Consider the following 25461-nt stretch of genomic DNA (forward strand, 5'->3'; position numbering starts at 1 on the left):
GTTCGATGACGCGCCCCTCTTCCGCCGTGCCCGCGCCGCCCGAGCCCGACGCAACTCCCGGCGGGGGCTGCGCCATGGGGCACGGCCCGGCCGCAGTGCCGCTCAGCGGTCCCGAATTCCACACCGACCCCCAGGTCCTCTACCGCACCATGCGGCGCGACCACGGACCCGTGGTGCCCGTCGAGCTGCCCGGAGGGTTCCCGGCCTGGCTGGTCATCGGCTACCGGGAACTCCACCAGGTCACCAGCGACGGCCAGTTGTTCCCCCGGGACGTCGGGCTGTGGAACCAATGGGAGCACATTCCCGAGGACTGGCCGCTGCTCCCGATGGTCGGGCGACCCATGCCGTCGATCTACTTCACCGCGGGCGCCGAGCACCGCCGCCACGCCGAGATGGTGGGGCCGGCCCTGGAGGGTGCGGATCCGTTCGAAATCCGTCGCCACTGCGAGGAGTTGGCCGACCGGCTCATCGATGATGTCTGCACACGCGGCAGCGCCGAACTGGTCGCCGAGTTCGCCGAGCCGCTGCCCGTGCTGGTCCTCGCCAGGCTCATCGGCTTCCCGGACGCGGAAGGCGCGGACATCACCCGGGTGCTGAAGGAGCTGGCCGACGGAGGTCCCGGGGCGCAGAGCGCGTATGCGCGGTTCGGGGAGCACATGCAGCGGCTGGTGGCGGCCAAGCGGGCGGTGCCCGGGAACGACGTCACCACGCGGATGATGGCCCATCACGAGCCGTTCACCGATGAGGAGTACGCCCTCGACCTGATGGCCGTCACGGCTGCCGGGCATCTGCCCACAGCCGACTGGATCAGTAACTCCCTGCGGCTGATGCTCACCGACGACCAGTTCGCCGACTCCCTCTTCGGCGGCCGGCACAGCATCGGCGAGGCGATGAACGAGGTCCTCTGGGAGGAGAGTCCGACCCCGATCCTCGCCGGCCGCTGGGCGGCCAGGGACACCCGGCTCGCCGGCCGGGACATCAAGGCCGGAGACATGCTGCTTCTCGGCCTGGGAGCGGCCAACTCCGATCCGCATGTGAGGCAGCATCTCTCCACCGGCCACCCCTCCGGCCAGGGCGGCAACAGTGCGCACCTTGCGTTCAGCCACGGGGAATACCGCTGCCCGTTCCCCGCCCAGGAAATCGCCGAGATCACCGCCCGTACCGGAATCGAGGTGCTCCTGGACCGGTTGCCCGATCTCGCCCTGGCGGTACCCGAGGAGACGCTTGTGCGGCGGCAGTCCGCCTTCCTGCGGGGGATGGAATCACTGCCCGTCCTGTTCACCCCCGTACGTACGACAGGAGATGTCTCTTGAACTGCCCTCACGCCGCTGCCCAGCAGGCCGATTCCGCCTCGGCCGGCGGAACCGTCGTCATCGACCCCATGGTGCAGGACCTGGACGGTGAGACGGCGCGGCTGCGCGACGCCGGACCGCTCGCCAGGATCGAGCTGCTCGGTGTACCGGCCTGGACCGTCACCCGGCACGCCGAAGCCCGCCAGCTGCTCGTCGACACCCGTCTGGTGAAGGACCTCGACGCCTGGGGGCTCTGGCAGAGCGGAGCGGTGACGCATGCCTGGCCGCTGATCGGCATGATCGACGCCGGGCGTTCGATGTTCACCGTGGACGGCGCGGAGCACCGGCGGCTGCGCACGAAGACCTCCCAGGCCCTCACTCCACGTCGGCTCGAAGCGATACGGCCGGACATCGAGAGGTTCACCGAGGAGCTGCTGGACGCTCTGGCCGAGCAGGGCAAGGACGGTGTGGTCGACCTCAAGTCCGTGTTCGCGCAGCCGCTGCCGATGCGCGTGGTCGGCATGCTGATGGGCGTGGACGAAGCCGAGCACGCCATGCTGACGAAGAGGTACAAGGCCTTCTTCTCGATGCTCACTCCGCACGACGAACGGATGGCGCTGCTGGCCGAGTTGGACGTCTTCTACGCCGCGCTCGTCCGTGAGAGGACGGCACGGCCGAAGGACGATCTCACCAGTGCGCTCATCCTCGCCGAGGAAGGCGGGGACCCGCTCACCGAAGAAGAGGTGGTCGGCAATCTCAAGGCGATGGTTGCGGCCGGGCACGAGACCACCATCGGGCTGATCCTCAACGCGGTACGGGCCCTGCTCGCCCACCCCGATCAGCTGCGCAAGGTCCTCGACGGCGAGATCTCGTGGGAGACAGTGATCGAGGAGACGCTGCGCTGGGACACTCCCACCACTCATCTTCTGATGCGGTTCGCCACCGAGGACATCCAGGTCGGCGACGAGGTGATCGCCAAGGGGGAGGGCGTGGTCATCTCCTACCGGGTCATCGGCCGTGACGTCGAGGAGCACGGACCGGACGCCGATGCCTTCGACATCACCCGGCCGGCCCCGATCCGGCACATGACCTTCGGGCACGGCCCGCACATCTGCCCCGGGGCCGCACTATCGCGGGTGGAGGCGGGCATCGCCCTTCCCGCACTGTTCGGGCGCTTTCCCCGGCTGTGGCTCGCCGTGCCGGACGAGGAGCTCCGCAAGCTGCCGGTGATGACGCAGAACGACTTGGAGTGCTTCCCGGTTCTGCTGCACGGCTGACTGCCGACCGGGCCGCCGCCACCCCTACGGCGGTGGCCCGGCGCTGGGGTGGCTGCGGCCGGCCCTTCGCCTCCTTCCACGGACTGTCGTACACCGACTTCACCCACAGCGGTCTCACGGCCGAGCGCGACGGCGACCTGCTGCACACATCGGGCTGACCGTCATCAACACCGGTGCCGTCGCCGACGAGGTCGCCCAGCTCTAGTACGGGCCGTGACGCCGTCCGTCGTACGCCCCCTGCGCCAACTGGTCGCCCACCGTCGGCTGCACCTCGCCCCGGGCGCCGGGCAGTGCGTCGAGTCCACGGTCCCGGTCGCCGAGTTCGGCCACTGGGACGTGGCGCACGGCCGGTGGGCCGTCGAGCCCGGGACGTACGAGATCCAGGCCGGAGCCTCCAGCACGGACATCCGGCTCGTCGCCGCCGGCTGAGAGCACCGCGGGCTCCCCAGGCCTCTCCGGGGCGGACGGTCGCCCGCCCCGCCCGTCAGCCCAGTGCGGTGGCCGGGGCCCCGCCCCGGCCACCGCTACCGCACCCGGACCGTCGCCATCACCTCGCGGTCCGGTTGCAGTGTCAGTGTCGGTACGGGGTCGACGGTGCCCGGGGCCACGTCCAGTTCGAACCGGCGCGCCAGCACGGCCAGGATCAGCACCGCCTCGACCATCGCGAACCGGGTGCCGAGGCAGACCCGGGGACCGCCGCCGAACGGGAACCAGGCGTACTCCTCGATGTCGTCGCCCTCCTCCGGATCCCAGCGCTCGGGGCGGAACTCCTCCGGCTCGGGAAACCACCGTTCGTCACGGTGCGTCGCCCACTGACTGGTCCACACCCTCGTGCCCTCCGGTATCGGGACACCGCCGATCCGCGCACCCTCTTTGGCGACGCCGGTGACCAGCCAGATCGTCGGGTAGAGACGCAGGGTCTCCTTGACCACCGACTGGGTGTACGTCAGCCGGGCATAGTCCTCGAACTCCGGCTCCCGGTCACCGAGTACCCGGTCCAGCTCCTCGGCCAGCGTGGCGCGCACCCGGGGATTGCGGGACAGGAGATACCAGGCCCACACCAGAGTGGAGCTCGTCGTCTCGTGCCCGCCGATGTACAACGTGACCGTCTCGTCGCGTATCTCCTGGTCCGTGAGATGCGCGCCCGTCTCGTCGACCGCGGTCAGCAGCCGGCTCAGCAGGTCGGGACGATCGTCCCCGCCGTCGCGGTGACGGGCGACGACCCGGCCCACCTCGGCGTCGATGACCGCGGCGGCCTTCCTGATCCTGGCCCGGCCCGGTGTCGGCACCCGGTCCGGCAACAGCGCGCCGATCCCGGCGAACTCCTTGCCGATCTCCTGCTGCGCCACATCCATGGCCCGGCCCATCGCATCCGCGTCGGCGGGGGTGTCGACACCGAAGATCGTACGGACCGCGATCTTCTGCGTCAGCGCCGCCATCTCCCGCTTGATGTCGATGCGTTCGCCGCCGGACCAGGTGTCCGCCAGCTCCACCGCACTGCCCGCCATCGTTGCCGCGTACGACCGCACCTGCTTGGGGCGTACGGAAGGCTGTACCAGCGACCGCTTCCGACGCCAGTCCGCGCCCCGGGCGACCACCACGCCGTTGCCCATCACCGTGCGGAACGCGATGCCGAGGGCCGGCGGGTCGAAGGTGCGTTCCATCTCGGTGAGCAGCTCGCCTATGCACTCCGGATCGGCTATGTACACACATGAGTGGGGGCCGAACCGCCAGCCGACCATGTCTCCGTGTGCGCGCAGCCGCTCGAAGAAGGCGAGGGGGTTCTTCGCGAACTGGCGCATGTTCCCGAGAAACGGCAGCCCCTTCGGGCCGGGCACGATCCTGTGGCCGCGCGGCTCGGCGTCTACGGCCGCGCCGGTCTCCGTGGACATGAAAGTCTCCGCTCCCTTGTGGCGCACCGAACCGGTGCGCAGCGACCTGACGTCAGCTGTATCGCACGGCGTGAAAGGTGTCATCGGCCTTGTGCGGTACGTGAGTTGTCGAGGGTAGCGGCTGCCGCGCCGGGAGGCGCCCGGCACCGCCGGACGGGTCCGGAACCCGCCCGGCGGTGCGCTGGGCTCGTGGTCCGGGGCCCGTCCTGCGGTGTGCCGGTCAGAGGCCGGACGGGACCCGGGACGGGCGGCCGGTGCCGCGCGTGAGGGAGTAGCCGAAGACGGCCGCGAGTGCCCCCAGGACTCCGCCGCCGACCGTCCACAGCCAGCGGTCGGTCCACCAGCCCGACGCCCAGCCGTCCTCCGGCTCGCTGCCGAGCGCCACCTTGGCAGGCGCGGTGTCGTCACTCGTGGCCGAGGCGTCCGAGGCCTGCTCGACCGAGGACACGCCGGGGACCAGCGGCTGGGCGAGCATGCCGTCGACGTCCCCGGAGCCGCCCTTGTCGACCGACGTGACCTCGACCTCGGTCCGTACCGGCAGACCGAGGTCCGCCGAGGGCAGGTCGACGACCGTGAGACGTACGTAATAGCTGCCCGGCAGCGGGTCGTTGGCCCACGGCTCGGACCAGGCGCGGACGGTCCGCAGTACGCAGGTCAGCTCGACCGTCGACGCGTCGGCGGCCGCCTTCCCGGTCTGGCGGCCGTACATGCAGGCCTGCCGGCGCCGCAGCCCGTCGTACACGTCGACCTGCCAGGTCGACGCGCCGTGCCGGGTGGCGCTCTCCGGCAACGTGATCTCCGCCTTGACGGTGGCGCGTTGGCCCGCGTCGGCGGGGAACACCCAATACAGGTAGTCACCCGTGGACGCCCCGGCGGTGGCGCGCTGGTTCTGCTGGATCGCCGTCGCCGTGCGGAAGGTGGTGCCGGCCTCGGTGGGGCCGGACGCGCCGTCGGAGGCGCTCGGGCTCGGGCTCGCCGACGGGTCGTCGGCCGAGGCGGCGCCCGCCGAGGTCAGCAGGGCGAGGCCGGTCAGCAGCGCACCCGCGAGTACACGTTTCGTAAGCGTCATCAGTTGGTCCTCCAGACGGCGATGCGCCAGCGCGAGATCCAGCCGGTCAGCAGTCCCGCGACCAGTCCGGTGAGAACCAGTACGCCGAGCAGCCACCAGCCGCGGCCGAGACCGAACGCGGCGACGTCGGCCGCGTCGTCCGGGGCGTCCACCAGGTCCACAGTCAGCTCGACGGGCATGCCCGGCGTGGTCTTCACCGAGGCGGGGGCCGAGAAGGAGTTGCTGACCTGGAGGCATACGGTCTCGGCGGCGGGCTTGTCGCCGTTGTCCGTGTCGTCCTGCTCGGGCTTCGGGTAGCGCAGACCGGAGGAGATCGCATCGGTGCGGCCGGTGCCCGACTCCGAGCCCCGGACGATTTCCCGGCCGTGTACGGTCACCGCTCGCAGCAGCACCCCGTAGTCGTTGTTCACGGCACGGTCGGCAAAGACGCTGACGGAAGCGCGTAGTTCCTGGCCGGGAAGCACGTCCACCCGGTACCAGCGGTGCTCGCCGAACTTCTCGCGGTCGGTGAACAGGCCGGCCTTGAGCTGGGGTGCCGTGGAGCAGCGGTCCGCGCCCTCGGTTGCCACGGGTGTGACGACGGGCTCGGCGGCCCGGTCGACCAACTGCTTGACGCGGCCGGAGAGTTCATCGGCGTGCTGGACGGCGGTGTAGGTGCCGCCGGTGGCCTCGGCGATGCAGGTCAGCTGCTCGCGGATCTTCGCGTTCGGCACCAGACCCAGCGTGTCGATGACGAGATGGATACCGCGGGCTGCAATGTCACGTGCCACCTCGCACGGATCCAGCGGGCCGCAGGTGTCCTCGCCGTCGCTGATCAGCACGATCCGGCGGGTGGAGTCGCCGCCTTCGAGGTCGTCGGCGGCGCCCAGCAGGGCCGGGCCGATCGGGGTCCAGCCGGTGGGGGCCAGGGTGGCGACGGCGGTCTTCGCCTCGGTGCGGTCCAGCGGGCCGACCGGGTAGAGCTGCTTGGTGTCCTTGCAACCGACCTTCCGGTCATCGCCCGGGTAGTCGGCGCCGAGCGTCCGGATGCCGAGCTCCACCTGCTCGGGCACCGCGTCCAGGACCTCGTTGAACGCCTGCTTCGCCGCGGTCATCCGGGACTGGCCGTCGATGTCACGCGTCCGCATGGAACCACTGACGTCGAGCACGAGCTCGACCTTGGGGGAGGCTTTGGTGGGGGTTTCACCGGCTGCGGCGGGGAGTGCCGAACCGAGCCCGGCGGTCAGGGTGGCGAGCAGAATGCCCACCCCGACCGTCAGCCTTCTTCTTATGATCATCGCCGGATACTAGTGAAGATCGCTTCGCTTCCCCAAACCGGTCCGGGCCGTCGCCGGGTGTGCGCTGAGGGGGAGGTGACAGCAGGTCAGTGACGCTTGCACGGTGTACATGGTGTGCGCAGTGTGCATGGTGCGCGCGGCGTGCGGGTGTACGGGCGCACAGCTGTCAGACACCGCCCAGCAAGGGGCCCGCGGCCCGCTCCAGCACCGAGCCTACCCGCCCCCAGGTGCCCGAGTCCCGTTCGGCGACGGGCAGTTGGGTATCCTCCTCGGTCCTCCAGCCGGTGGCGATCGTGACCGGGTCCCCGCCCGTTGCCGCCGCGGCGGCCAGTGCGGCTGCGCCCAGGGCCACCAGTTCGCCGCCGCCGGGCACGATCACCGGCCGGCCGGAGAGCCGCCGTACCGTCTGCACCCAGGTGCGTCCCTGGGCGCCGCCGCCGATCAGGCGCAGCGGCCGGGCGGCCACCTCGGGGTCGGCCGGGTCGAGGCCGCAGGCCAGCAGGAGTTCGTCGAGGGCGCGCAGCACGGTGACGACCGCGCCCTCGTAGGCGGCGCCGAGGAGTTGCTGCGGGGTGGTGTCGTGCCGAAGCCCGGTGAGGAAGCCGGAGGCGTGCGGGAGATCGGGGGTGCGTTCGCCGTCGAGGTAGGGGAGGAGCACCACCTCGCCACCGGGGGCCGCGTCGTCGCGGTCCAGGCCGAGCAGTGCGGCGACCTTGTCCACGGCGAGCGTGCAGTTGAGGGTGCAGGCCAGCGGGAGGTACGTACCGTCCGCCGCGGCGAAGCCGGAGAGCGCCGTCGACGCCGGCCGGGTCCGGGACGCGGCGAAGACCGTTCCCGAGGTTCCGAGGCTGAGCACGGGGTGGTCCAGCAGTCCGGCGCCGCCCAGCCCGAGGCCGACGGCCGCGCTCATGTTGTCCCCGGTTCCCGCGGCCACGGCGATTGTGGCGGGCAGGCCGAGCGCGTCGGCCGCCTCCTCGGTGAGCGAGCCGATGCGCGTCGCCCCGGTCTCGGCCACCTCGGGCAGCAACGCGGCGTCCAGGCCGATGAGTTCGAGCAGCTCGGGATCGTACGCACCGGTCGCCGTGGAGTACCAGCCGGTGCCCGAGGCGTCACCGGGGTCGGTTACGGCGGCGCCGGCGAGGCGTTCGGTCAGGAAGTCGTGGGGGAGGCGGACGGCCGCGGCCGCGGCGGCGTTCTCCGGTTCGTGCTCCCGCAGCCACTGCCACTTCGACGCGGTGATGGAGGCCACCGGCACCGAACCGGTCCGCGCGGTCCAGGCCGCGGCCCCGCCCAGTGCCGCGGTGAGGGCGGCGGCCTGCGGCGCGGAGCGGGTGTCGTTCCACAGCATTGCCGGGCGCAGCGGACGCCCCGCCCGGTCGAGGACGACCAGCCCGTGCTGCTGCCCGGCGACCGCGATACCGGCCACCGCGGAGGCGGCGACGCCGGACTCCTTCAGCCCGGCGGCGACGGCGTCGCGCAGCGCCTGCCACCACACCTCCGGGTCGCTCTCGCGGGCGCCCGCCTCGCCGGTGACGACGTGCGGCGCACGGCCGACGGCCAGCAGCCGGCCCGTTCCGGTATCGACGAAGGCGGCTTTGGTGGACTGGGTGGAGCTGTCCACCCCGATGACGACGGTACGCGGCGGCATGGGTGACCTCATTCCTGTGCTGCGGGGAGCGGGGAGCGGGGAGCAGAGCGCGGGGGAAGGGCTGCGGGGGCCGGCTGCGGTGCGTACATCGCCTCGGGGTGCGGCTTCCGGGACGGGGCGCCGCCACATCCATTTGATCGTACGGTAAACAAATTACGCGATCGTGGCCTCCGGGGACAGTGATCGCTTCCAATTTCCCCCGATGGGGGGTTACCTGCCCGGGGTGCCCCCGTGCATGATTAGTCATGACAGTAAACAAATAGGGTTCGGCCACCTCGACCGGTCATGGAACCCGAGAGCACTGAAGGCGGCCAGACGATGACGGAACGCTTCACGCCCACCCCCGAGGACAAGTTCACCTTCGGACTGTGGACGGTGGGCTGGCAGGGGCGCGACCCCTTCGGCGATGCGACCCGGACCGCGATCGACCCTGTCGACTCCGTGCGGCGGCTCGCGGAGCTCGGTGCGTACGGTGTGACATTCCACGACGACGACCTGATCCCGTTCGGTTCGACGGACACCGAGCGCGAAGGGATCGTGAAGCGGTTCCGGCAGGCGCTGGACGCGGCCGGACTCGTCGTCCCCATGGCGACGACGAACCTCTTCACCCACCCGGTGTTCAAGGACGGCGCGTTCACCGCCAACGACCGGGACGTACGCCGGTACGCCCTGCGCAAGACCCTGCGCAACATCGACCTCGCCGTCGAGCTCGGCGCCACCACCTATGTGGCCTGGGGTGGTCGCGAGGGCTCCGAGTCCGGCGCCGCCAAGGACATCCGGGTCGCCCTCGACCGCATGAAGGAAGCCTTCGACCTGCTCGGCGACTACGTCACGGAGCAGGGGTACGACCTGAAGTTCGCCATCGAGCCCAAGCCGAACGAGCCGCGCGGCGACATCCTGCTGCCGACCATCGGTCACGCGCTCGCCTTCATCGAGCGCCTCGAGCGCCCGGAACTGGTCGGCGTCAACCCCGAGACCGGGCACGAGCAGATGGCCGGGCTCAACTTCCCGCACGGCATCGCGCAGGCGCTCTGGGCGGGCAAGCTCTTCCACATCGACCTGAACGGCCAGTCCGGCATCAAGTACGACCAGGACCTGCGCTTCGGTGCGGGTGACCTGCGCCAGGCGTTCTGGCTCGTCGACCTGCTGGAGACGGCCGGTTACGCGGGGCCGCGGCACTTCGACTTCAAGCCGCCGCGGACCGAGGACTACGACGGTGTCTGGGCCTCGGCCGCCGGCTGCATGCGCAACTACCTGATCCTCAAGGAGCGCGCCGCCGCCTTCCGCGCCGACCCCGCAGTACAGGAGGCACTGCGCACGTCCCGGCTCGACGAGCTGGCCCGCCCGACCGCCGAGGACGGCGTGGCCGGGCTGCTGGCCGACCGGTCGGCGTTCGAGGAGTTCGATGTGAACGCGGCGGCGGAACGAGGGATGGCGTTCGAGGTCCTGGACCAGCTGGCGATGGACCACCTGCTCGGGGTCCGCTGACCTCCTCCCGCGGTGACGCGGGAGCGGGTGCGCGGGCCGGACACCGGAGCGGACCGGGTGCCCGGCCCGCACTCGTTCGCGTGGATCAGCAGGCCGCCCGGCCGCCCGCGTACGCCACCGGGTCGGCCAGTACCGCCGTCATCACCAGCGCCGCAGCGCCCCGCGCAGCGTCACCCGCGACGGACGAGGCGCGCAGCCGGCCGCTCCCCGGGGACCAGAGCCCGGACACCACGCGGCCGGTGAGCTCCTCGTCGGCGGGCGGTGACAGCCACGGCATCAGGTTCCGGTAGATCCCGCCGAGCACCACCGCGTCCGGGTCGAGCAGATTCACCGTCCCGGACAGCACCCGCCCCAGCATCCGGCCGGCCTCCGCGACAGCGGCCACCGCCCGCTCGTCCCCGGCCCGGACGTGCCGCTCCAGCTCGGCCACCCCGGCACCGCTGCCGGGCTCCTCGATCCCGGCGGCCCGCAGGAGCGCCGCCTGTCCTGCGTACTGCTCCAGGCAGCCACGCGAGCCGCACCGGCACTCCGGTCCCTCCGCGTCGACCACCACATGCCCGATCTCCCCGGCGAACCCGTGCGCCCCGCGCAGCAGTTCACCGTCGATGACCAGGGCGCCGCCGACGCCGATCTCACCCGTCAGATAGAGGAAACTGCGGATCGGGCCGAGTCCGCCGAACCAGAGCTCGGCCAGCGCCGCCAGATTGGCCTCGTTCTCCGAACTCACCGGCAGCGCCTCGCGACCGGGGCGTTCGGCGGCGAGCGAAGCGGCGAAGAGCTCCCCGGCGGGAACCTGGTTCCAGCCCAGGTTGGGTGCCTGGCGCACCGCGCCGCCGGAGACCAGACCGGGAAGCGCGAGCGTCACCCCGACCGGGAACAGATCCTGCTCGCGGGCCGACTCCAGGGTGCGCGCCGCGATCTCGGCCGCCCGCGCCAGCACCTCCGCGGGCGGTGCGCCGCGGTTGTCCAGGTGCTCGGTGAGCCGTACCCGGCCGGTGCCCGCCAGATCGACGACGCACACCGACACATAGTCGATGTTGACCTCCACGCCGAGCCCGGCGGGCCCCGTGCGCGCCACCTTGAGCGCGGTCCCGGGGCGGCCCGCCTGCCCGCTGAAGGTCTTGCCGGACTCGGTGAGGAACCCGATGTCCAGGAGCTGCTCGACGAGCGAGGACACCGCGGCCCGGGTCAGTCCCACCCGCGCGGCAACCCCGGCCCTGGTCGCTTCGCCCTCGGCCTCGTCATGGACGGCCCGCAGCACGAGGCTGAGGTTGCTCCGGCGCACGGTGTCCTTGTCGGCCTTGGGCCCCAGCGGTGTGAGGTTGCTCTTCATATTGGATCCGAGCCTATGCGATCCCCTGTGCGATGCCCCGGCCCGCTCGGAGCGCGCAGCGGAATCCGCCATGGCCCGTCGTGCTCTCGGGGGTGTTGGAGGTGCGGGCGGCGACCCGGCAGCGGGTGCAGTAGGAGTGGTGACAGAGGGGACCGGGCTGGTCCCCCCCCGCATGTGGAGGTCGCCCTGTCATGACCAGGGCCGGCCCGCTCGCGGGGGAGGATTCCGCCGCGAACGGCCCGCCGGCGCATCCGCACAGGTCTGCACCGGCTGCCGGAACGTCCCCGCGCTCAGCCCGTCGAACCGCGCTCCTCGAGCATGTCCGCCATGAGCGCGATCTCCGACTCCTGGCCCTGGACCATGCCCGCCGCCAGGTTCCTGATCTCCTCGGTGCCGGCCGCGTCGGCCGCCGCCTGCGCCATCTCCGCACCCGCACGGTGGTGCGTCGTCATCAGCTTCAGGTACCTCACCTCGGCTTCCCTGCCCTTGGCCGCCCGCAGCGCGTCCAGCTCGGTGTCGGTCGCCATGCCCGGCATCAGTGAACCGTCGCCCCGGGGCGTGAAGGTGTGCCCCATCCACGTCATGGGCGGAGCCTCGGACGACTTCGCCAGGCCCCACATCTCCAGCCAGCCGAGCATCATGCCGCGCTGATTGGCCTGGGTGTTGATGATGTCGTACGCGAGCCGGCGCACCGCCACGTCGGACGTACGGTCCCGCACGATGAACGACATCTCGACCGCCTGCTGATGGTGGATCGACATGTCGCGGGCGAACCCGGCATCGACCGATGTGTCCGAGGGCGCGCCCGCCGGCACGGCGGCAGCCGAGGAGCCCGCCGAGGACGACGGCCGCAGGACCATCAGCGCGACCAGACCCAGCGCCAGCAGCAGCACCACCCCGCCCGCCACCATCATCGGGCGCGAGGAGCGGACGGCGGACGTCACTGGGCGACCCCGCCCGTGCAGGCCGCGCCCGGCTCCGGCGTCTGCGGCCCCTGTACGTACTTGGTGAAGAACTGCGCCACGCGTGCGTCGGTGGCACTCGTCACCGTCATCTGCTTGCCCCACGCGCTGAGCATCAGCGGGGCGGCCTGGTCCTCGACCGGGCTCATCAGTGAGTAGGGCGTGGTCCCCACCCGCTCGCCGAGCTTCTCGATGTCGGCCGGCTTCGCCTTGCTCGTGTACGTCACCCAGACCGCGCCGTGCTCGAGGGAGTGGACGGCGTTCTCCTTCGGTATCGCCTTGGTGTAGACGTCGGCGTCGCAGTTCATCCACACCGGGTGGTGATCGCCGCCGACCGGCGGGTTCATCGGGTAGTCGACCGGCTTCTCGACATGGTCCTGCGTGAGCTTGTCCCAGGTCCGCTCGCCCCGTACGGGCGAGGACTTGGCCTCGACCTCGGCCTGCTGCTTGTCATCGGCGGCGGACATCAGATAGCCGCCGCCCGCGACGAGCGCGGCGACCACGGCGACGGAGGCGGTGAGGGTGATGATCCGGCTGCGCCGCTCGCGGGCCCGCTCCTTGCGGCGGGCCTCCTCCAGCTTGGCGCGGCGTGCGGCGGCAGCGGTGTTCTGCTTCTTGTCGGAAGTCACGGAATGTCCTTCGGTTCAACACGGCTGATGGAGCTGAGGGCATGCGGGAGAACGTCCTCGGTGTCCCGAGGAACGGGCCCTGCCTCTAGATCCGTTGAACCTGCAGACGGAGATGGTCGACGTCCCGCACGGCGTCGTTGGACGGGCCGCGGATCGCGGCGGCGCCGGTGAGCGGGGCGACCGGGGCCGTGGCGGTCACGCCGGGAAGGGCCGCGGGCGCGCTCTGGCCGGGCAGCACGACAGGTGTCGCGTGCTCGGACGTCACGTGGCAGGAACTGCCCGTGCCCCGGCCCTCCGGGGCGTCGGCCACCACGGTCCGTACGGCCACGGGGTGCGCGGGTGTCAGGGCCCGGTCGACGGCCGCGGTGTGGGTGCTCCGGTGGTGCGCGGCCGAACCCGGGAGCGCGATCGAGCAGCACGAGACCATGGCGAGCAGGACGAACAGCAGGCCGAGAACGGCCGAGGCGTGGGCGCCCTGCCGTCGTCGGTGCGTCCGTTCGCTCAGCGTGTTCATCGCCGCCATCGTACGTGGCGTGTGAAGTTTCAATGAGGGGTGGGAGCCGCGGATGTGCGGACAGGACGCCCGCGGCCCCGGCTGACGGGCGGGCGCGCGCCGTACCTCGTCACGTGTGTGCTCCCCTGCGCGAACTTCCGCGCAGGGGAGGCGGGCGGGGGCGGCAGACGGACCTGAAACGGTTCCGCCGCCGTGCGATGATGCGCCCATGCCGTACCTGGTGCCGCCCCTCATTCCACCGGGGCGCCTCGCGGACTCCGCCCAACCGGCTCTTGCCGTCACCGACGACCTGCTTCTGCGGCCGTGGCGGTGCGAGGACGCACCGACAATCGTCGCCGCCTTCTCCGATCCGGCGATCCAGCACTGGCATCTGCGCCGGGCCGAAACCGAGGACGAGGCGCGCGACTGGATCGAGCAGTGGCAGGACGCCTGGTACAGCGAGACCGGCGCCCATTGGGCCGTCGTACGTCCCGAGGGAGCGAGCGACGGGGCCGGGGAGGTGCTCGGCCGGGTCTCGCTCCGTTCCCTGGTGCCGGCGATCGGCCTGGCGGAATGCTCCTATTGGGTACTGTCGGCCGCCCGCGGACGGGGCGTGGCACCCCGGGCCGTGTCGGCGCTCGCACGCTGGGCCTTCGACGAGATCGGGTTCGAGCGGCTCGAACTCGCGCACTCCGTGCGGAACGAGGCGTCCTGCCGGGTGGCGACCAAGACGGGCTTCGCTCTGGAGGGCACCCGGCGCCACTCCCATCTGCACGCCGACGGCTGGCACGACATGCATCTGCACGCCAGGCTCCGCGGGGACGACGCGAACGGCTGACCGCGACGGAGGCGCTGCCGGCCGTTCGCGTCGTCCCCGCGGAGTGGCGCCGTTCAGTCCCGTTCGACGTCCACCTCGGTGAGCCGCGCATACCGCTCGGGGTCGGTGCGGCGGATGCGCAGGGCCACCACGAACCCGGCCACGAGCACCACAGGCAGCGGTACCAGCAGCGCCGCATTGACCGCACCCGTGCGCCCGGTGAGCAGATCGAAGTGGAGCGTCGCGAGCACCGACAGGACCGCGAGACCCACGAAGGCGATCAACGGTGCGACCGCGACCCGCCAGACCGACATGCCGCACCGGTCACGGCGGAAGAAGAAACAGACGGCGAGCGCTGCCAGCGCCTGCATGATCATGATGCCGAGGACGCCGGTGCTGTTGGTCCACAGGAAGATCTCGGAGTACGGATCCGCGCCGATCAGCGCACCGCCCACCACGATCACCAGGCCGAAGACGGTCTGTGTGACGACCGCTGTCACCGGTGAGCCCTGCCGGGGCGACACCCGGCCCAGCCGGCGCGGCAGCAGACCCTCGCGGCCCAGGGCGTAGAGGTAGCGGGCCGCGGCATTGTGGAAGGCGAGGGTGGCGGCGAACGCGCTGACCACGATCAGCACATGCATGGAGTCGGCGAGCCACCGGCCGACGAACTGGTCGGCCGCGTGGAACGTCAACTGCGGGCCGTCCGACGACCGGGCCATCGTGACCGATTCGTCCGTGCCGAAGCTGCCCATCAGGATCCACACCCCGGCGGCGTAGAACAGCGCCAGAAATCCGATCGCGACGAAGGTGGCGCGAGGCACCGTGCGCTCCGGGTCGCGGGCCTCCTCGGCGTAGATCGCGGTCGCCTCGAAGCCCGTGAACGCGCCGATGACCAGGACGAACATCCCGGCCATCCCGCCGGAGGAGGCCAGCACGGACGGGTCGAAGGACGTGATGTCCAGGGCGTCGGTGCCCCGGTCCGCCAGCACCCCGACATCCATCACCAACAGCACCAGGACCTCCAGGACCAGCGCAACCCCCAGCACCTTCGCGCTCAGCGTGACCCGCAGCCAGCCCAGCACCCCGGTGCCCAGTACGCAGAGGGTCGACAGCGGCCACCAGGGCAGTTCCGCACCGGTGAGATCGCTCAGGGTCGTCGAGGCGAAGTAGCCGAACCCGGCGGCGACACCGGGGGCGACGAGGTTGTACGAGAGCGTCGCCAGGTAGGCGGTGGCGACGCCGAGCGTCCGCCCGAGGCCCCGGGCGACGTACGCGTAGAAGGCTCCGGCGTTGCGTACGTAGCGGCTCATCGCGGTGAACCCGGCGGCGAACAGCACCAGCAGTGCACCGGAGACCAGATAGCCGAGCGGGGTGCCCGGACCGCCGATGCCGATGGCGAACGGCGCGACACCGGCCAGCACGGTGAGCGGCGCGGCCGCCGCCACGACGAAGAAGACCAGATCGAAGGTGCCGATCTGCCCCTGTGCGAGGCGCCCCGCCGGACCGCCGGACGGCGGGGCGCCATCCGGGAGGTCGGAGGAGGGGGAGGCGGGCGGCGGGACGGCCGTCGAGGGTTGCGTCATCGGTGGTTCCTCAGGTGCGAACGGGCGGCAGGACGCCGAAGTTGATGCCGGTACCAGGCATGGGTCAGCGGAAAAGACCAGTTCAGGGCGGCCGGATCGGGCGCGGCGCTCAAGCTATCTGGTATACCGAATACCAGACAAGGGTCTACGGAACCTTTCCGGAATCTGCGATGATCACGGCACGGGAGCCGGATGAGACCGGCTCCGACGGGCAGGGAGCGAGTCCATGAGCAGCAGCCGAACCGCCGGCCTCACCGCCACCATCGGTGCGGCACATGAGTCGCTGCGCGACCAGGTCTATGTGGAACTGCGCGAGAGGATCATCGACGGCCGCTACCCCTCCGGGCACCGGGTCGTCGAACGGGAACTCGCGGACGAGCTGGGGGTGTCCCGCATCCCCGTACGGGAAGCCATCCAGCGACTGGAGACCGAGGGATTCATCGCCGCCCGGGCACGAAAGGGCGCGTTCGTCGCCCCGCTCGGCCCGGTCGAGGCCGCGGACTTCTTCGACATCCGGGAACACCTGGAGGCGCTGGCGGCCTCGCTGGCCGCCCGGCGCGCCGACCGGGACGGCCTGCGCACCCTGGAAAGACTCCTGGACCGCGCCCGCCGCGTCGCGGACTCCTCCCGCCGGACCCGCGAACTGAGCTCGGTCCATGCCGACTTCCATCAGCAGATCGTCGTCATGTCCGGTAATCCGCTGCTCCAGGGCCTGATGGCGCCGCTCGACGGCCGGTTGCGCCGGCTCTTCAGCCTCACCTCCGAGCCGGGCGACGCTCCCGTGATGTGCGGTGAGCACGAACTGCTCTACGAGGCGATCAGGAGCGGCGACGCGGAGGCGGCGGAGCGGATCGCCCGCCGTCATGTGGCCGGAACGCGCGAGACCGCGATGCAGATGCTCGCCGCCGCCACCGATGAACCCACGGGTCCCGGTCCCCAGCGCCGGCCCTGACCAAGGCGCCCATCCCGCGCACGACGTCGCGCACCACATAACGCGCACCACATAACGCGCACCACATAAGGAGACCCCGCCCCATGGCGACGCCCGCCCCCGCCCGCCCCCATGTCCTGTTCACCGCCGTCCGTTCCCTCGACGGGCGCAGCTGTGACCTGCTGGTCTCCGACGGCCGGATCGCCGCGTACGACCCGGCGGAGCTGCCCGACGGCTGCCTGACCGTGGACGCCGCGGGAGCCCTCGCCCTGCCCTCGCCCGTCGACGCGCACATCCACCCCGACAAGTCGACCTGGGGCGGGCCCTGGCTGAGCCGCGAACCCGCCGGGACGCTCCGTGACCTGATCGAGGGCGATGTCCGGGCCAGGACAGCCTTCACGACTCCGGTGAAGGAGCGGGCAGGGGCACTCATGGACCGGGCCATCGCCCGCGGCACCCGCGCCATGCGGGCCCATGTGGATGTCGCTCCCGTCCACGGCCTCTCCGGGGTGCACGGGGTGCGGGCGGCGGCCGATGCCCGCAAGGACCTCCTCGACGTCCAGATCGTCGCCTTCCCCCAGCTCGGCCTATTGAGCGAGCCCGGCACCGCCGACCTCATGGAGCAGGCCCTGTCCGAGGGGGCCGACGTCGTCGGCGGCCTCGACCCGATCGGCATCGACGACGACATGGACGGCCAGTTGGACTTCGTGTTCGGGCTTGCCGTTCGCAAGGGCGTACCGGTCGACATCCACCTGCATGACGGCGGGCCCGTCGGTCTGCGCCAGGTCACCGAGATCGCCCGGCGTACCGTCGCCGCCGGGATGCAGGGACGCGTCACCCTCGGCCACGCCTTCGCGGTGGCCGAGCTCGGGGGCGACGAACGCGACGCCGTGGCGGCGCGGTTGGCCGGCGCCGGCGTCTCCCTGGTCACCTGTGCCCTGGGCGGTGACCCGGTCCTGGACCCCGCACGGCTCACCCCGCACGGCGTGCGGGTGGCCGTCGGCTCGGACGGCGTGCGTGATGCCTGGACGCCGTTCGGTGACGGCGACATGCTCGCCCGGGCTCATCTGCTCGCCTACCGCACGGATGCCCGCACCGATGCCGAACTCGCCGCCTGCTACGAGGCGGTGGCCCAGGGCGGCGCCTCCCTGCTCGGTCTGCCCGCCTCCCGGCTGGAGACCGGAGACCCGGCCGACTTCGTCCTGGTAGCCGCCGGTTCGCTGCCCGAGGCAGTCGTGGACCGCCCGATTCCGTCCATGGTCGTACGGGCCGGCCGGGTCATCGCCCGGGGGGGCCGGCTGATCTAAGGCCTCTCGTTCGGACCATGCCGCACGAAAGACCCCAGGGTCCACCGGACCGGTCAGCCGCGGTCGAGCGCGCGGTCGGTGAGGGAGCCCGCGCAGCCGGTGTAGCGGGCGGGATCGGCCAGTTCGGACAGATCGAGACCGGCGAGTTCGGGCTCCTCGTCCAGCACGTCGGCGAGGACGTCGGCCAGATCCGTGGTCTCCGCGCGGGCCCGGGCGGCGGCGTTCACCAGGACCTCCTTGGCACGCTTGCGGCCGATCCGTTCGGCGAACACGGCGGCCAGCCGCTCCGCGACGATCAGCCCGTCGGTGAGCTGGAGATTCTCCCGCATGGCGTACGGGACGACCCGCAGCCCGTCGGTGAGTTCGGCTGCCGCGTACGAGGCCCCGCCGACGAGCCGCAGCAGCTCGCGCAGCGGCTCCCATTCCGCGTGCCACGCCCCGGCCGGCCGTTCGTCCTCGGCGACGAGCGAGCCGTACAGCGTCGCCGCCAGGCCCGGAGCGCGACGGGCGGCCGCCACGATCAGCGTGGCGCGCACCGGGTTGGCCTTCTGCGGCATGGTGGACGAACCGCCGCCCTGCCCCTCGGTCACCTCGCCGATCTCGGTACGGGACAGGGTGAGTACGTCGGCCGCCAACTTGCCGAGCGCACCTGCCGTGAAGGCGAGCGCGCCCGCCAGGTCCGCGATCGGGGTCCGCAGGCTGTGCCACGGCAACAGCGGTTCGGCCAGACCGAGTTCGTTCGCGAATGCCTGGAGCAGGGGCAGCCCCGGGCCGTCGTCCTCGGTGGCGACGGTGCCGGACGCATCGGTGCCGGAAACGCCGGCATCGGCTGCGTCGACGGGTGTGAAGGCGTCGAAGACGGCCAACGTGCCTGCCGCACCGCCGAGTTGTGCGGGAAGCGACTCCCGTACGGCAGAGAGGCGGTCCCGTGCGTCGAGGATCAGCGCACGCCACCCCGCCGCCTTCAGTCCGAAGGTGATCGGCACGGCGTGCTGGGTGAGCGTACGGCCGGCCATCGGGGTGTTGCGGTGGGCGACGGCCAGCCGTGCCACCGCGTCCGCGGCTCGCACCAGATCGTCGAGCACCGGGGCCAGGGTCCGGGCGGCGACCAGCATGGCGGCCGTGTCGAGGATGTCCTGGCTGGTGGCGCCCCGGTGCACGTACGGCCGGACGCCGGGTTCCACCGCGGCGGCCAGGTCGACGACCAGCGGGATGACCGGATTGCCGTCCGTACGGGCGCGCAGCGCCAGACTCCGTACCTCGAACCGGCCTGCGTCGGCCGCCGCGGTCACCGCCCGCCCGGCCTCGGCGGGCGCGAGCCCGCAGTCGGACTGGGCGCGGGTGAGCGCGGCCTCGGCGTCGAGCATCGCCTGCAGAAAGGCGCCGTCGCCGGTGGCCGCCTCGGCGGGGGAGCCGGCCCGCCCGGGGGCGAGCAGTCCGGCATCGCTCTCGTACATCAGCTGAACTCCAGGAAGACCGTTCGCCGTTCCCGCCGGCAGGCGGATGTCGAACCGATGGATACGGGGGTCCGTGCGTGTCGCGATCAGTGGGGCACTAGCCTTCGTCACCCGCCCTGTGGATGCCGAACGCCGCGCCCTGCGGGTCCCGTACCACCGCGATCCGCGGACCGTCCGGAACGTCCGTCGGCGGCATCAGCAGCTCGCCGCCCGCCCCCTGCGCGGTGGCCGCCGCCGCGTCGACGTCCGGCACGGCGAAGTACGGCAGCCAGTTCGGCGGCGCCTCCGGCGGGAACCTGTCGTCCATGACCAGCAGGCCGCCGAAGTCCTCGCCGGCCACGCCCCACTGCGGATAGCTCCCGGAAGCGGCGTTCACCGTCCACCCGAAGACCGCGGGATAGAAAGCGAGCGCCCGGTCGGCCTGACGGGTGACGAGTTCGACCCAGCCGAGTGCGCCCGGAGCGTTCAGCAGCTCGGCACCGGCGAAGGCACGCCCCTGCCACAGCGAGAACACCGCGCCGGACGGATCCGCGACCACCGCGAACCTGCCCTGGTCGAACACGTCCATCGGGCCGATCAGCAGCGAGCCGCCCGCCGACCTCACCTTCTCGACCGTGGCGTCGGTGTCCTCGGTCGCGAACGAGACCGTCCAGGCGGGTGGCTGTCCCGGCTGATAGATCGGACTGAGCGCGGCCACGCGCGCGTCTCCGAGGTGCGCCATGGTGTAGCCGCCCGCCTCCTCGCGCGGGTCGGTCTCGGGGCGCCACCCGAACAGTGCCGCGTAGAACGACTTGGCGGCAGGGATGTCGGGGGTACTCAGCTCGACCCAGCAGGGACCGCCGGGCACCGGTGCGGTGAGCTTCATTCGGTTTCCTCCGTGGACGGGCGGATACGTGGACGGGCGGATACGTGGACGTACCGATGCGTGACCCTCTGCCCTTGTGCCTGAACGCTATTGCTTCGCGGAGAGGTCAGCCATCGGTGTCGTGCGGCAGAGCACCGGGACGAGAGAGATGTTTTACAGGTGTAATACCTGCTAAAGTATTTGGGTGAGTGATACAACCATCCGGTCCCGTCAGCCCTCCGTCCGCAGACTCCCGCTGGCGGCCCCTCTGCGCCTCGCCCAGCCCTCGGACATGTGGTTCAAACCGGCGCTGAGCGTGGTCGTCGCCACCGCCGTACCGGATCTGGTGCTGTTCGCCATGGACCGGCTCGACCTCGTGATGTACACGATGGCCGGTTCGCTCTGTGCGCTGTACGGCCACAACCTGCCGTATGCCCGACGGTCCCGCGCCGTCGCCGGAGTCGTCGTCTCCATGGTCATCGGCCTGGCGATTTCCCTGGTCGCGGCCTCGCTCACCGGGTCGACCGCCGTGCTGATCGCGGTGGGCGCGCTTCTCGCGGCCGGACAGAAGATGCTCTGCGACGCCACCCGCATCGGCCCGCCCGGACCGTTGATCTTCACGTTCATCACCTCGGCCGCACTCTTCGCCCCGCAGCACCTCGGCCAGGTGCCGGGTCACCTCGTCCTGACCCTGGCCGCGGGCGCGGTCTCCTGGCTGGTCGCGGTCGGCCCCGCGGCGATCCGCAGGGAGGGCCCGGAGCGCCGGGCGACCGCCCGCGCACTCGACGCGGCCGCGGCATACGCCACGGCACCGGGCCACCGCACCCGGCACGCCGCGGTCGCCGCCGTGCACGCGGCCTGGCAGACACTGCTCGCCGCCGGACGCCCCACCCCCGTACGCCGGGCGCTCGAACGCCTCGTCGTCCACGCCGAAGCCGTCGTCGCCGGAGGCGCCCTCGGTGACTTCCCGGCCGACCCCCTCTCGGCCGCCGCCCCCGCCTCGGCATCCGATCCGGACCGGCTCCGCGCCTGGGCCAGGCAGACCCGTGCCCGCGGACCCGTTCCCACCGCGCCGCCCGCTCCGGGTACGGCGGAGGAACTGTTCGGCATCGACGCCGAGCGGGTCGCCCGGCGCACCGGAAGCCGCCGCGACACCCGCCGCGCACTGCTGCGGAGCCTCTCCCCGGGCTCCCCGCTGCTGCCCATCGGCGCCCGCGCGCTCATCGGCTGCGCCCTCGCCGGATACGTCTCCCAGGCGGCCGGCGTCGGCCACCCCTACTGGGCGATCGTCACCGCGGCCTCCCTCTACCAGGCCAATGTGACCCTGACCTGGAACCGGGCCCTCCAACGGACCCTCGGCAATCTGCTCGGCGTCCTCGTCTTCGCCGCCGTCCTCCCGGTCAGCCGCACCGGCCCCCTGGCCCTCATCGGCTTCTGTCTGTTCTTCGGCTTCGCGGCCGAGGCCCTGATCACCCGCAACTACTGGCTCGGCTCCATCGCCGTCACCCCGATGGCCCTGCTGGTCCTGGAATTCGGCGGCACCCATCCGGCCGGTGAACTCATCGGTGACCGGGCCCTGGACACCGTGATCGGCGCCGCGGTGGGCCTGCTCGCCGCCATGCTGGTGACGAACCGCCGGGCCACCGGGCGTCTGGAGAAGGCCCTCGCCGCCACCGATCAGGCGCGCGCCCACGCCGTGCACGCGCTCGCCGCCCCGCAGCCCACGCCCGCCGCCCTCGACGCCGCCCGTCGCAGGCTGACCGGTTCGCTCGTCGAGCTGCGCGAAGCCGATGACACCGCGGCGGGCGAATGGTGGCAGCGCGCCCTGCCCCATGAGCAGGTCCTCGCGGCCGAGCAGGCCGGACACCGTACGCTCGCGGCGACAGCAACGCGGCGGGGGCTGATCGCCCCCGCCCAGGAGAACGGAGCGGTGTGACCGACGACATCGTCGCCTCGGTGGTACGGCAGTGGCAGGCCGTCAACCCGGAGCTGGACACCGGACCGATGGAACTCATCGGCCGCATCAACCGCTGCGCGGCCCTGCTCCAGCAGGCGGAGGACGCCCCGCTGCGCGCCGCCGGCCTGACCCGCGCCGAGTTCGACCTGCTCGGTGCGGTACGCCGTAACGACCGCGAACTCACCCCCGGCGAGCTGGCCAGGGAGACGTTCTCCTCCGGCGCCGCCGTCACCAAGCGCCTGCGGGTCCTTCAGGAACGGGGCCTCGTCGAGCGCCGCGGCGACGCCCGCGACCGGCGCGTCGCCCATGTCCGCCTCACCGAGGAGGGACGCGAGCTGGTCGATCGGCTGCTGCCGCGCCAGCTGGCGTACGAACGCACGGTGCTGTCCGGTCTCGACGAGCAGACCCGTAGCCGACTCAGCGCCCAGCTCAGCGAGTTGCTGGTGCAGCTGGAGGGACGCATCGGCGGCGCCGGACGCTGAACCGGAGGCCGGTGCCGAACCGGGGCCGGTGCCGAACCGAGGGGCCGGGCGACGCCGGCGAAAAATCCCGCGCGGACATCGGTACGTCGCTGCTAACGTCCCCCGCATGAAGCGCGCTGCCATGACGACGACGCCGGAGAGTGTCCCGGCGCGCTGACAGCTGTTCAGTCCGAAGCCCCGGGGCGAGTGCCCCGGGGCTTCGCCTTGCGGTCACCCGCCCGACGACCGCGAGGAGACCGCCATGCACGACCACCGCAAGCTCGGCCGCGAGCTGGACCTGTTCGACACCGATCCGCTGATCGGCGCCGGGCTGCCGTACTGGCTGCCCGACGGCGCTGTCGTGCGCCACACCCTGGAGGAGTACATCCGCACCGCCGAACGGCGGGCGGGCTACCGGCACGTGTACTCACCGGTGCTCGGCAAGCGGGAGCTGTACGAGATCTCCGGGCACTGGTCGCACTACAGCGACGACATGTTCCCGCCGATGGACCTGGGCGGGGAACAGGTCGTGCTCCGGCCCAGTCTGTGTCCGCACCACGCGCTCATGTACCGCTCCCGCTCCCACAGCTACCGCGAACTTCCGTTGCGGATGGCCGAGTTGGGAGGCATGTACCGCTCAGAACTCTCCGGGGTGCTCGGCGGACTGACCCGTGTGCGGGCCATCCAGCTGAACGATGCGCACATCTTCTGCACCCTGGACCAGGCCGCCGAAGAGGCACGGGCCGCGCTGGAACTGATCCGCCGGGCGTACGGGGCGCTGGGCATCAGCCCGGCCCGCTACCGGCTCTCCCTCCCGGGACCCGGCGGGAAGTATGTCGCTGCCCCCGAGCTGTGGCAGCGGTCCACCGCCCTGCTGACCGACGTCCTCGACCGCTCCGGACTGCCCTACGAGGCGGCCGAGGGGGAAGCCGCGTTCTACGGCCCCAAGATCGATGTCCAGGTCGTCGACAGCGCAGGCCGGGAGTTCACTCTCTCCACCATCCAGGTCGACTTCCACCAGCCGGCCCGGTTCGACCTGCACTACATCGGCGCGGACGGTGCGAAACACCGGCCGGTCATGATTCACCGCAGCGTCATCGGCAGCGTGGAGCGCGCCGTCGCCCACCTCATCGAGGAACACGGCGGGGCCTTCCCCGCCTGGCTCGCCCCGACCCAGCTGGCGATCCTCCCGGTCTCCGAAGCCGAACTGCCGGACGCCGAGGCGTTCGCCCGGCGCTGCACCGGCCTCGGGCTGCGGGCCGAGGTCGCCGGACCGGAACGCGGCACCCTGGGCGCCCGCATCCGGGAAGCCCGTCTGGTGCCCTACCAAGCCGTCATCGGTGCCAGGGAAGCCGCCGACGACCATGTCGCCCTGCGTCTGCGCGACGGACGCCGGCACGATCCGCGGCCCGCCGACGACGTCCTCGCCCGCATCGCCGCCCTCATCGACGCCCACAGCACCGACCTCTGGAACTAGCTTCTTTCGTGTGGACCAGGCCGACATCAGTCCGCGCCGAACAGTGCGGCGGACCGGCGCAGTTCGCCGACCAGGCCGGCGAGCGCCACGTCGTCGCCGCGGTCGGCGGGTGCCGAGGCCATCAGGGCGAGCCGGTCCCGGCGGCTCGACGCGGCCAGGGGAACGGCCACGGCGTTCAGGCCCGGGACCGACTCCCCACGGCTGAGGGCGTATCCGCAGGAGCGGATCGCGTCGAGCTCCGCGAACAGCGCGGACCGTGAGGTGAGGGTGCTCGGCGTGACCTCGGGCAGTTCCTCCCGCGGATAGAGGGCGTGGAGCTCTTCCGCTGCCATCCGGGAGAGCAGCATTTTGCCGCCGGCGGTGGCGTGGGCGGGGTGCGTACGGCCCCTCTCCGGCATCACCCGGACCGGGTGCGGCGACTCGCGGCCGTCGGTGACAATGATCCGGTCGCCGATGAGCGCCGCGCTCTGCACGGTCTCGCCGGTGCGCCGTACCGCGTCGTCCAGTACGACTCCGAGCTGTTCGCGGACGGCCGCGCCGAAGCCCGCCGGACGGCCGAGCCGCGCCAGCTCCGGACCTGCCGAGTAGCCGCGCCCGGAGGATTCCCGGACCGCGAAGCCGCGTCCTTCCAGGGTGCTGAGGACCCGGTGGGCGGTGGACCGGCCGATGGAGAGCAGCCCTGCCGCCGCGGAGACGGTCAGCGTGTCATGGGTCAGGAACAGCTGCATCAGCCGGAGTCCGGTGTCCAGCGACTCGATGGTGCAGCCGCGCGCCGGCCCCGTACCGCTCGCATCCGCCGTACCGCGCGCCGGCCCCGTACCGCTCGCATCCGCCGTACCGCGCGCCGGCCCCGTACCGCTCGCATCCGCCGTACCGCCTGCACTGGCCGTACCTTCCGCACTGACTGTTCCTTCCGCACCCCCCATACTTTCCGCACCGCCCGTCACTCTGGCGACCTTGCCGTACATCCGTCCTTCGGTCATCAATGCGCTCCTTTCGATCCACTTCGATCGCATGTGCGCGCGTCCCTCACCGTGGGACGGCTGTCATGACACCCGGAGCTCCCGGAGCAATTCTCCGAGCGGGCCGCGAAAGTGTCCCGCACTGCGGGACGACAGGTGCCCGGACCGCGGATCTCCCTTGATCGTCACTCCCTGCGCATGCGCGGAAGCGGTGCGTGTTAAAAGCTCGTGAGTGTATTACCGCGGGAGCGCTCGCGCAGAGGGTTGGGTGAATGTGCCGAAGCCCTGATTCGATCTGACTAAGC

The 25461-nt window shown here is 71.7% G+C and carries 23 protein-coding genes; 11 read left to right on the plus strand and 12 right to left on the minus strand.

The features are described 5' to 3' along the window. The first annotated feature begins 5 nt into the window (after positions 1–5). Genes ACFVV1_RS12955 through ACFVV1_RS12970 form a run of 4 tightly spaced genes read left to right on the plus strand, consistent with a single transcriptional unit; the run spans position 6 to position 2998 of the window. On the plus strand, positions 6–1313 hold the full coding sequence (locus ACFVV1_RS12955) for a cytochrome P450 (protein ID WP_389988854.1): 1308 nt from the start codon (positions 6–8) through the stop codon (positions 1311–1313). Next, positions 1310–2569: a cytochrome P450 gene (locus tag ACFVV1_RS12960; protein ID WP_389988857.1), complete on the plus strand. Its 1260-nt coding sequence runs from the start codon at positions 1310–1312 to the stop codon at positions 2567–2569. The genes ACFVV1_RS12955 and ACFVV1_RS12960 overlap by 4 nt, the downstream gene beginning before the upstream one ends. Positions 2570–2601: 32 nt before the next feature. Then, complete coding sequence (locus ACFVV1_RS12965) at positions 2602–2727, plus strand: hypothetical protein (RefSeq protein ID WP_389988860.1); 126 nt, start codon at positions 2602–2604, stop codon at positions 2725–2727. 55 nt (positions 2728–2782) lie between these two features. After that, on the plus strand, positions 2783–2998 hold the full coding sequence (locus ACFVV1_RS12970; protein WP_389988863.1) for a fibronectin type III-like domain-contianing protein: 216 nt from the start codon (positions 2783–2785) through the stop codon (positions 2996–2998). 95 nt (positions 2999–3093) lie between these two features. Here ACFVV1_RS12970 and ACFVV1_RS12975 read toward each other — a convergent pair whose 3' ends face one another. The 4 genes from ACFVV1_RS12975 to xylB all read right to left on the minus strand — a co-directional run bounded on the left by ACFVV1_RS12975 (position 3094) and on the right by xylB (position 8455). Continuing rightward, entirely contained in the window at positions 3094–4461 is a 1368-nt protein-coding gene (locus ACFVV1_RS12975; protein WP_389988866.1) for a cytochrome P450, read from the minus strand. A 220-nt stretch (positions 4462–4681) separates the two neighbouring features. Continuing rightward, positions 4682–5530 (minus strand): hypothetical protein, encoded by an 849-nt coding sequence (locus ACFVV1_RS12980; protein ID WP_389988869.1) that lies wholly within the window; start codon positions 5528–5530, stop codon positions 4682–4684. After that, complete coding sequence (locus ACFVV1_RS12985) at positions 5530–6807, minus strand: VWA domain-containing protein (RefSeq protein WP_389988872.1); 1278 nt, start codon at positions 6805–6807, stop codon at positions 5530–5532. Before ACFVV1_RS12985 ends, ACFVV1_RS12980 begins: the two co-directional genes overlap by 1 nt. Before the next feature lie 166 nt (positions 6808–6973). Beyond that, positions 6974–8455, minus strand: coding sequence for a xylulokinase (gene xylB / locus ACFVV1_RS12990; RefSeq protein ID WP_389988875.1), 1482 nt, complete (start codon positions 8453–8455; stop codon positions 6974–6976). Positions 8456–8773: 318 nt separating this feature from the next. Between xylB and xylA the strand changes: the two genes are divergently transcribed. Further along, positions 8774–9943: a xylose isomerase gene (xylA, locus tag ACFVV1_RS12995; RefSeq protein ID WP_383759007.1), complete on the plus strand. Its 1170-nt coding sequence runs from the start codon at positions 8774–8776 to the stop codon at positions 9941–9943. Between the two features lie 85 nt (positions 9944–10028). On the opposite strand, the gene ACFVV1_RS13000 is transcribed toward xylA, so the two are convergent. The 4 genes from ACFVV1_RS13000 to ACFVV1_RS13015 all read right to left on the minus strand — a co-directional run bounded on the left by ACFVV1_RS13000 (position 10029) and on the right by ACFVV1_RS13015 (position 13381). Continuing rightward, entirely contained in the window at positions 10029–11276 is a 1248-nt protein-coding gene (locus ACFVV1_RS13000; protein WP_389988878.1) for an ROK family protein, read from the minus strand. Between the two features lie 290 nt (positions 11277–11566). Then, on the minus strand, positions 11567–12220 hold the full coding sequence (locus ACFVV1_RS13005; RefSeq protein WP_389988881.1) for a DUF305 domain-containing protein: 654 nt from the start codon (positions 12218–12220) through the stop codon (positions 11567–11569). Further along, a complete protein-coding gene (locus ACFVV1_RS13010; RefSeq protein ID WP_389988884.1) occupies positions 12217–12867 on the minus strand; it encodes a DUF3105 domain-containing protein in 651 nt (216 codons plus the stop codon). The genes ACFVV1_RS13005 and ACFVV1_RS13010 overlap by 4 nt, the downstream gene beginning before the upstream one ends. Before the next feature lie 85 nt (positions 12868–12952). Next, positions 12953–13381, minus strand: a complete 429-nt coding sequence (locus ACFVV1_RS13015; protein ID WP_389988887.1) for a hypothetical protein — start codon at positions 13379–13381, stop codon at positions 12953–12955. Between the two features lie 208 nt (positions 13382–13589). Here ACFVV1_RS13015 and ACFVV1_RS13020 point away from each other — a divergent pair, with 208 nt between their 5' ends. Continuing rightward, positions 13590–14198 (plus strand): GNAT family N-acetyltransferase, encoded by a 609-nt coding sequence (locus ACFVV1_RS13020; protein WP_389988890.1) that lies wholly within the window; start codon positions 13590–13592, stop codon positions 14196–14198. Between the two features lie 53 nt (positions 14199–14251). Here the strand turns inward: ACFVV1_RS13020 and ACFVV1_RS13025 are convergent, their stop codons facing one another. Beyond that, positions 14252–15760, minus strand: a complete 1509-nt coding sequence (locus ACFVV1_RS13025; RefSeq protein WP_389988892.1) for an APC family permease — start codon at positions 15758–15760, stop codon at positions 14252–14254. Positions 15761–15986: 226 nt separating this feature from the next. On the opposite strand from ACFVV1_RS13025, the gene ACFVV1_RS13030 reads away from it, so the two are divergent. Both ACFVV1_RS13030 and ACFVV1_RS13035 read left to right on the plus strand, forming a co-directional pair. Further along, entirely contained in the window at positions 15987–16712 is a 726-nt protein-coding gene (locus ACFVV1_RS13030) for a GntR family transcriptional regulator (protein ID WP_389988894.1), read from the plus strand. An 83-nt stretch (positions 16713–16795) separates the two neighbouring features. Beyond that, entirely contained in the window at positions 16796–17998 is a 1203-nt protein-coding gene (locus tag ACFVV1_RS13035) for an amidohydrolase (RefSeq protein WP_389988896.1), read from the plus strand. A 53-nt stretch (positions 17999–18051) separates the two neighbouring features. On the opposite strand, the gene pcaB is transcribed toward ACFVV1_RS13035, so the two are convergent. Both pcaB and ACFVV1_RS13045 read right to left on the minus strand, forming a co-directional pair. Continuing rightward, positions 18052–19455 (minus strand): 3-carboxy-cis,cis-muconate cycloisomerase, encoded by a 1404-nt coding sequence (pcaB, locus tag ACFVV1_RS13040; protein WP_389988898.1) that lies wholly within the window; start codon positions 19453–19455, stop codon positions 18052–18054. A 97-nt stretch (positions 19456–19552) separates the two neighbouring features. Next, positions 19553–20320: a VOC family protein gene (locus tag ACFVV1_RS13045; RefSeq protein WP_389988900.1), complete on the minus strand. Its 768-nt coding sequence runs from the start codon at positions 20318–20320 to the stop codon at positions 19553–19555. Positions 20321–20504: 184 nt separating this feature from the next. On the opposite strand from ACFVV1_RS13045, the gene ACFVV1_RS13050 reads away from it, so the two are divergent. From ACFVV1_RS13050 to thrS, 3 genes are all read left to right on the plus strand, one after another. Beyond that, positions 20505–22235, plus strand: coding sequence for an FUSC family protein (locus ACFVV1_RS13050; RefSeq protein ID WP_389988902.1), 1731 nt, complete (start codon positions 20505–20507; stop codon positions 22233–22235). After that, the gene (locus tag ACFVV1_RS13055) at positions 22232–22738 is read left to right on the plus strand and encodes a MarR family winged helix-turn-helix transcriptional regulator (RefSeq protein ID WP_389988904.1); all 507 of its coding nucleotides are present in this window, start codon (positions 22232–22234) and stop codon (positions 22736–22738) included. The genes ACFVV1_RS13050 and ACFVV1_RS13055 overlap by 4 nt, the downstream gene beginning before the upstream one ends. A 241-nt stretch (positions 22739–22979) precedes the next feature. Next, positions 22980–24194 carry a threonine--tRNA ligase gene (gene thrS / locus ACFVV1_RS13060; protein ID WP_389988906.1) on the plus strand — a complete coding sequence of 405 codons (1215 nt, stop codon included), beginning with the start codon at positions 22980–22982 and terminating at the stop codon, positions 24192–24194. Positions 24195–24220: 26 nt separating this feature from the next. On the opposite strand, the gene ACFVV1_RS13065 is transcribed toward thrS, so the two are convergent. Beyond that, positions 24221–25177, minus strand: coding sequence for an IclR family transcriptional regulator (locus tag ACFVV1_RS13065; protein WP_389988908.1), 957 nt, complete (start codon positions 25175–25177; stop codon positions 24221–24223). Positions 25178–25461 lie beyond the last annotated feature (284 nt).

This window comes from Streptomyces sp. NPDC058092 (genome assembly GCF_042884935.1).
Lineage (GTDB): Bacteria > Actinomycetota > Actinomycetes > Streptomycetales > Streptomycetaceae > Streptomyces.

Coding starts and splice junctions, on each gene's coding strand:
- ACFVV1_RS12955 (WP_389988854.1), top strand. CDS start 6: ATGACGCGCCCCTCTTCCGCCGTGCCCGCGCCGCCCGAGCCCGACGCA.
- ACFVV1_RS12975 (WP_389988866.1), bottom strand. CDS start 4,461: ATGTCCACGGAGACCGGCGCGGCCGTAGACGCCGAGCCGCGCGGCCAC.
- ACFVV1_RS12980 (WP_389988869.1), bottom strand. CDS start 5,530: ATGACGCTTACGAAACGTGTACTCGCGGGTGCGCTGCTGACCGGCCTC.
- ACFVV1_RS12985 (WP_389988872.1), bottom strand. CDS start 6,807: ATGATCATAAGAAGAAGGCTGACGGTCGGGGTGGGCATTCTGCTCGCC.
- xylB (WP_389988875.1), bottom strand. CDS start 8,455: ATGCCGCCGCGTACCGTCGTCATCGGGGTGGACAGCTCCACCCAGTCC.
- xylA (WP_383759007.1), top strand. CDS start 8,774: ATGACGGAACGCTTCACGCCCACCCCCGAGGACAAGTTCACCTTCGGA.
- ACFVV1_RS13000 (WP_389988878.1), bottom strand. CDS start 11,276: ATGAAGAGCAACCTCACACCGCTGGGGCCCAAGGCCGACAAGGACACC.
- ACFVV1_RS13015 (WP_389988887.1), bottom strand. CDS start 13,381: ATGAACACGCTGAGCGAACGGACGCACCGACGACGGCAGGGCGCCCAC.
- ACFVV1_RS13020 (WP_389988890.1), top strand. CDS start 13,590: ATGCCGTACCTGGTGCCGCCCCTCATTCCACCGGGGCGCCTCGCGGAC.
- ACFVV1_RS13025 (WP_389988892.1), bottom strand. CDS start 15,760: ATGACGCAACCCTCGACGGCCGTCCCGCCGCCCGCCTCCCCCTCCTCC.
- ACFVV1_RS13030 (WP_389988894.1), top strand. CDS start 15,987: ATGAGCAGCAGCCGAACCGCCGGCCTCACCGCCACCATCGGTGCGGCA.
- ACFVV1_RS13035 (WP_389988896.1), top strand. CDS start 16,796: ATGGCGACGCCCGCCCCCGCCCGCCCCCATGTCCTGTTCACCGCCGTC.
- pcaB (WP_389988898.1), bottom strand. CDS start 19,455: ATGTACGAGAGCGATGCCGGACTGCTCGCCCCCGGGCGGGCCGGCTCC.
- ACFVV1_RS13045 (WP_389988900.1), bottom strand. CDS start 20,320: ATGAAGCTCACCGCACCGGTGCCCGGCGGTCCCTGCTGGGTCGAGCTG.
- thrS (WP_389988906.1), top strand. CDS start 22,980: ATGCACGACCACCGCAAGCTCGGCCGCGAGCTGGACCTGTTCGACACC.
- ACFVV1_RS13065 (WP_389988908.1), bottom strand. CDS start 25,177: ATGACCGAAGGACGGATGTACGGCAAGGTCGCCAGAGTGACGGGCGGT.